Below are 5,943 nucleotides of genomic sequence, written 5' to 3'. Positions count from 1 at the left end.
CTTCTGGGCCACCAGCGGCGTCGCCCACATGCACAACCTCGCCCTCGCCGGCTGACCCGAGCCCAGAACTCCGCAACACCCACATCACCGCAGCACAGTTACGGAGTTACGAGAAGATCTCTAGAGAGGAGATCTTTAGTTAAGTATCCTTTCAAAGATTTCTAGTATTTTTGAACAGAGTTGGGAGTGGTGATGAATCGAACTGTGATAGGAATCGTTATCGCTGGTATTGCAATTGGGGTGATTAGTGGTGTCCTATGCGCAGCCGTGCAGGGATTCAGCGAGATGAGGCACCTGTCACCTGACAGGTACTCATCAGTGATGTATCTCGGTGGCCGGAAACCCGGACTCTGCATCACCGAGCCCAGTCCCTCAAAGTTCACCACGGACAGGGAATCAGTTACACCTGAGAATGGGATCGGGAGCCACCCCGCAGCTGACAAGGCGTCAAATTACTGCCTGCCCTGACGTCGTCTGACAGGTGTAACCTTGGATACTTCTCCCCACAGTTCTTCTTCCAAAGATCTTCTCGTAACCATGCTGGTTGGTCTGCGTTGGTCTGGTCGTGCAGGTGGTCTCCGCTCAGCGTCGTGAGTTCGTCGAGGTGTTCACCGGGCTGCGCCCGCGGCAGTTCCAGCGGCTGGTCAAGGCCGTCCACCGGGCTGGCGGGCAGGCCCTGGATCCCGGTCGGCCAGGCCGTCCGTGGTCGCTGTCCTTGGAGGACCGGGTGCTGCTGGTGGCGATGTACTGCCGCACGAACCTGTCCATGCCGCAGCTCGCCCCGCTGTTCGGGATCTCCACAGCAGCGGTCGGCCGGATCATCAAACGGCACGGCCCACTGCTGACCCTCACGCCCGCCAATCGCAGGCCGGGCAGCAATGACGTGCTCGTCGTGGACGGAACGCTGGTGCCCACGCGGGACCGGTCGGTCGCTACCTCATCGAAGAACCACAGGTACTCGACGAACATGCAGCTCCTCATCAAGGCCGACACCAAGCTCGTCCTCGCCGTCGGCCAATCCCTGCCCGGCAACCACAACGACTGCACCGCCTTCGCCGACTCCGGCATCAACACGGCCTGCGGGGACGCGACCGTCATCGCCGACGGCGCATACCGGCGCAACGGCCTGCTCATCCCGCACCGCCGCCAGGCCGGACAGGAACGGCTGCCGCAGTGGAAGGAAGAGCACAACGCCTCCCACCGTCGGGGGCGGGCACGCGTCGAGCACGTCTTCGCCCGCATGAAGAACTGGGAGATCCTCCGCGACTGCCGGCTCAAGGGCAACGGCGTCTACTGGGCCACCAGCAGCGTCGCCCACATGCACAACCTCGCCCTCACCGGCTGACCGAGCCCCAAGCCCAGCAACACCCACACCACCGCAGCACAGTTACGGAGTTACGAGAAGATCTTTATAGGGGGCGGATGCAGGGAAGCCATGCGGCAGAACGCTGTCCTACTACGTTGGAGGCCAGTCACGCCCCAGAGGGTCTTACGGATTTCAGCAGGTCACAATACGCGACCCCGGCCTGGCTGAGGGTGTTCGTGGCGACCGGTGTTACACGTCCGAAATTCTGACCCTTCATCATGACATCCGTTCCACGAGCCATCCATAGATTCGACACTCGCCTTAATTCATGGAATCCGCTGTGATGATCACCTATATTCATCACTTATACATGCCCCATTACCATGCAGTCACGATAGTGCCTCCCGTCGCCGCCCACGATTGGTACGCCTGGGCATAAACAACACGACCGCGCGTATTCCACAAAAATCCCAACGATCTACTGCGAGTGACGAAACCTCGCTTCCACCCCGGAGCACCTTCGAACCAGTGCCCCTCGCGCCGCAAACCCTCTATAGTCGTGCAGGTCGCTCCACTGCCCTACGATCTCCGTGCCGGTGCGGTCATCTTCGGTCCACTAGCGAGGACTTGAGCGAGCTGCACGTGGTCGACAAGCGACAACTCGTTGACGTTAAGGGCGAACCACTTCGTGATCCCCATACGCCATGAGTGCTTGCAGGCCGCGGTGATGCCGAGCAGCAGGAGAGCCTTGAACCGCACTGCGCGTAGAGTCTCGGACCAGCCGGACGGCTGGGCTGGCAGGTGTGTCTGACGCCCCCTCTGACCCGATCTCCGGGTTAATCGCGTGCGGTGGCATCCAACGATCCAGGGGGCCATGCGACCCGGCATCACGAGTTGGTGCGTGATAGCGGGCGGGAGGTGTTTGGCTTGGTTATTACCCGCGCTTAGAAGCTGACCGTGCGGTCGGAGACGAGGCTGGCGATGGCTCGGTAGGTGCCCGACAGGCGGTCGCGGCGGTGGGTCCAGCGCATCAGTTGGTCCAGCGTTTGTGGTCGGCAAAGGCGTTCGACGGTGATGCGGCCGGACGAGAGCCCGTGGCGGTCACGTTCCCGCTGTCCCATTCTTCCGGGCACCGCTCGGGGCCGTGGCCTTCTTGGCCGGATGATCTCCTAGCCTGGGTGGTCGCGTCCCAGGCCGACATAGCCGCCGTCCAGGAGAACCTCCGCATCGGGGATGTGCTACAAGCAGACGGCGATGCCCTTGTTGCAGACGGCCATGGCGTCGTACATGCGGCCAGATCACAGGATCGATCCATAACGCGCGGCCACACCAGTCGGCAATCACGGTGGTCTTCATCGTGTTCTGCTTCTTCTTGCCCGAGACGAACGCGCTCGTCCGCCGCGGCCGGCCGATGGCCTGCGGACCTGGATCTCGCGGGCGTCCAGCCGCGCCTCGACGCCCTCGGCCTGAGCGTCGGGGAACACACCTGTCAGAGCCTGAAGACGCAGGCCAGAGCTTTCCCTCTCCTCCTCTCCCCCGGCGACCAGCAGGGGGTCGGATCTCCCCGACAGTCCTAGTGATGGTGGAGCGGTCGACGCCGAACACCAGTCCCAGCACCGTGTGCGGCAAATCGTGCCGCACACGGATCAGCGTGGCCACCAGCCGGTCGACGAAGGCCAGCGTGTGCCGGGCGACAGCACCCTCGGCCCGCTTCCTATCCCCACCTCGCGCAGCATGGCGTAGGCCTTCGGTACCGGCCTACCACGGCACCACCAAATCCTGTACCAGATAGGCAAGATGACGCCGGGAGTCCCCAAGGGACAACCGATGCGCCAAGACCACCTGGCTAACCATGATCGCCACAGTCCGGTCAGACCACCCGCCAGAAGGCACGCCCCACCCGCTATCACGCACCACTCGTTATACCGCCCGTCAAAGGTCATCAGCAGCACCCCATGAGCAACAGAGTCGGAAGTGCAACCAGAAACCGTTTGAGACGAACGAGGCCACCCGGACGGACGACAAGAGCACGCAGGAAGGCGGCGTCCAGCCTTCTGCCGTGTGCTTCGCGAAGGCGCCGTCGCGGCACCACGGGATCTCAGGCACAGGCGCCGTGCCGCCGAGGTACAAGTGTTCGCTGCACAGTTGCGGATACAAGTCTTTCCCAGCATCTCTATCTCCGGCGCCCCTCAGAAACATCAAAGACATCAGGAATGCTCTTGAACTAGGCTATTGACCGCCCCTCCCCAGGCTGTCACAATCTCTAACGAGGCTGGATTCGTGTGCCGCAGTGGGCGCACTTACGCCCCTTGTTGACTTACCGGTCGTCCCAGTTGCCTCGTTTGGGTACCGACCAGTCTGGGAGCATTCCCAAGGGGTTGCGGAGATACTTCACCCTTTCCACGGGAGCCTTTCTGTGAACCATAGCAGGGTGGGGTATGTGCGGTCTTTCGTTGGTTTCGGTCCCATGCTGTAGGCCCAATTTTCCGGTTGGGCCCGATCTACATGCCGACCTCCAGCGGGGCGCGATCCATTGGAACCAAGCCGCTACTCTCCGGCGCTGAATCCGGTTCTGCACCACACCTCGGGTCTTGCGTTGTCTGCGCTCAATAGATCGCGATGCGTGGCCCCCGGACGGCGTGTACCGAGGTAGTCCCGATCGTTCAGGTCCACAACGAACTAGCCGCCTCGGCCTGATGATCTGTGAGTCGGTTCTCCACACGAGAGTTGCATCGACTGTTGCAGTCATGAATTTTAAAGGGATGTCATGGATTTTCTCGCACAGCAGTTCATTCCAGTGTCACCATTTGAATCAGTTTCTGGGACTCACCATCAACTACGCCTCCTGACCGCTGTGGAAGCTGCAGAGATGGTGAAGGTGAAGCCGTCCTGCATCCGGCAATGGGTGAGACGAGGATACTTGCAGCCCACTGCGCGGAACCTGAAGAGTGGAGCATGGCTGTACCGCGAGGATCACATTCTGGTGACGGAGAAGGAACGGCGGATGAAGCGGGAGCCAAGGAGGCAACTCGCAGATCAGAGCGTGGCCTGCCCGTCGATGGGCTACTCCGCAGAAATGCGGCAAAGGTAGGTACGAGCCCGGCCTTGTTCAAGGTTTTCTAGGGCTCGTCGGGAGCGGGGGCACCCCGCCTTCACGGTGCCGGGTACAGGGTTCGACGACGGACGGCGTCGTCGCTCGTCGTGCAGTTGGCTGCCGCACGAGACGTACCGGGCAACTTCGGACCCCGGGGGGAGTCGGGAGTCCCGTAGAAGGTGCAGGGCCGATAGACCAGCACGGAGGGCATTTCCACCCCCTCCTGTTGGCACTCGGGAGTCGCCCCGGACGGTGCAGCCGCGTACGCGGCTGCACCGATTCCCGACGCCGCAGGGTAGATGTCCAACTCGTGAAGAGTCAACCCCCCTGGACGGTGGTCGGGTTATAAAAGACAGATCCTCAAGAGCACTGCTTGATGGAGGAGTCACTCTCAGTGATCGGGCCCAGAAGTACCAAACCGGTCGTGTGGCTCTTCAGGTGCGTGTTGCAGCCGCCGCCCCTCGTCTCCGTCCTCATCCGCTGAACTTCGTTGTCGCTCTGGTTGACCACCAGAAGATTCAAAGCCTTGCGGTCGTTGATGACCGACTCACCGCTGGACCCCGATGCCGGAGCCGTCGATGGGGCCGGCGACGGGGCGGGGACCGGCGTTACCGATGCTCCCCGTGTCACCGGCTTCGGCCTCGGTGGGGTGGGAACAGCATGGGCCGGGGCGGCCGATGCAAGACCGGCTCCTGCCAGAGCCGCACAGATTCCTGCCGACCGAGCGATGCGAACAAATGGTCCCATCCTCATTCCTCCCATACAAGAAGATGGTGATCCGACATGCCTACAAACGGCTCTCGCAGATTCCGGTTACCCGTCCAACGGTAAAGAGTAAGTAAGATCAACGTTTCCTCTTCTGTTGAAGCGGGGTCAGGACTGTCATGGAACATGCCAGTCGTCGCGGCCCGGATCCTTGGTCAGCAACGCGACAACGGCCAGGGGGCAGCGAGAGCGCTGGCCTGCCGCCCCCGAGGCATCGGTTATTGGCTTCTCCCGGGAGACGCAGAGCCGACTCAGGTAGCGCCCATATGACTTCGACAACAGCTCCCTACCTGGCTGCGCGGGGAACCGTCGGCGGGAAGGACGTGCTACGAGCGGTAGGCACAGCTGGCTCGATTACCTCTGCCTCCAACGGGCTCCGCGGAGGATGCGCCAGGACTTCAGGCGAGCAACGGCGTGTTCGCTGGGAGCACGCAGTCGAGCGTGGGCAGGTTGAACTGCTGGTAGCGCTTGGGAAGTTCGTGGTGGCCGTAGTACGGGGTGCGGACGGTGGCGCCGGCACCCTGGTAGGCATGGTCGGTCAGGCTCAGGGCTTCCTTGGTGGGACAGATCTGAACGATGCCATGTGCGCGGGTGCCGTCAGGTCGTGGGGGCGCCCCGGAAGCGCGCGTCAGAACCACAGCGGGGTCCCGTCTAGTGCTGTGACTGCATGGGTTCGCCGGGGTGGTGGTCAGGCTGCGGGCTGTCGTGGTCTGCCGCCCCAGCGGATGCCTTTCTCGCTGCGGACACGTGCGCGTTCACGTCGTTGGGCGGCCAGGAC

2 protein-coding genes and 2 pseudogenes are annotated in these 5,943 nt (G+C 62.3%); 2 read left to right on the top strand and 2 right to left on the bottom strand.

From position 1 onward, the window contains the following. The first annotated feature begins 565 nt into the window (after nucleotides 1–565). A complete protein-coding gene (locus tag D7231_RS34315) occupies nucleotides 566–1,345 on the top strand; it encodes a transposase (protein ID WP_199739520.1) in 780 nt (259 codons plus the stop codon). A gap of 905 nt (nucleotides 1,346–2,250) precedes the next feature. On the opposite strand, the pseudogene D7231_RS38705 reads toward D7231_RS34315, so the two are convergent. Next, nucleotides 2,251–3,160, bottom strand: a pseudogene (locus D7231_RS38705) (transposase). 913 nt (nucleotides 3,161–4,073) lie between these two features. On the opposite strand from D7231_RS38705, the gene D7231_RS38700 reads away from it, so the two are divergent. Continuing rightward, nucleotides 4,074–4,397 carry a helix-turn-helix domain-containing protein gene (locus tag D7231_RS38700; protein WP_120760239.1) on the top strand — a complete coding sequence of 108 codons (324 nt, stop codon included), beginning with the start codon at nucleotides 4,074–4,076 and terminating at the stop codon, nucleotides 4,395–4,397. A 1,122-nt stretch (nucleotides 4,398–5,519) separates the two neighbouring features. Here D7231_RS38700 and D7231_RS34300 read toward each other — a convergent pair. Then, nucleotides 5,520–5,817, bottom strand: a pseudogene (locus tag D7231_RS34300) (transposase family protein); the annotation flags it as partial. Nucleotides 5,818–5,943: the final 126 nt, after the last annotated feature.

The sequence above is a fragment of the Streptomyces klenkii genome (assembly GCF_003626645.1).
GTDB lineage: Bacteria > Actinomycetota > Actinomycetes > Streptomycetales > Streptomycetaceae > Streptomyces > Streptomyces klenkii.
Note: the sequence above shows the minus strand (reverse complement) of the source record. Positions and strands in the feature narration are given on the sequence as shown.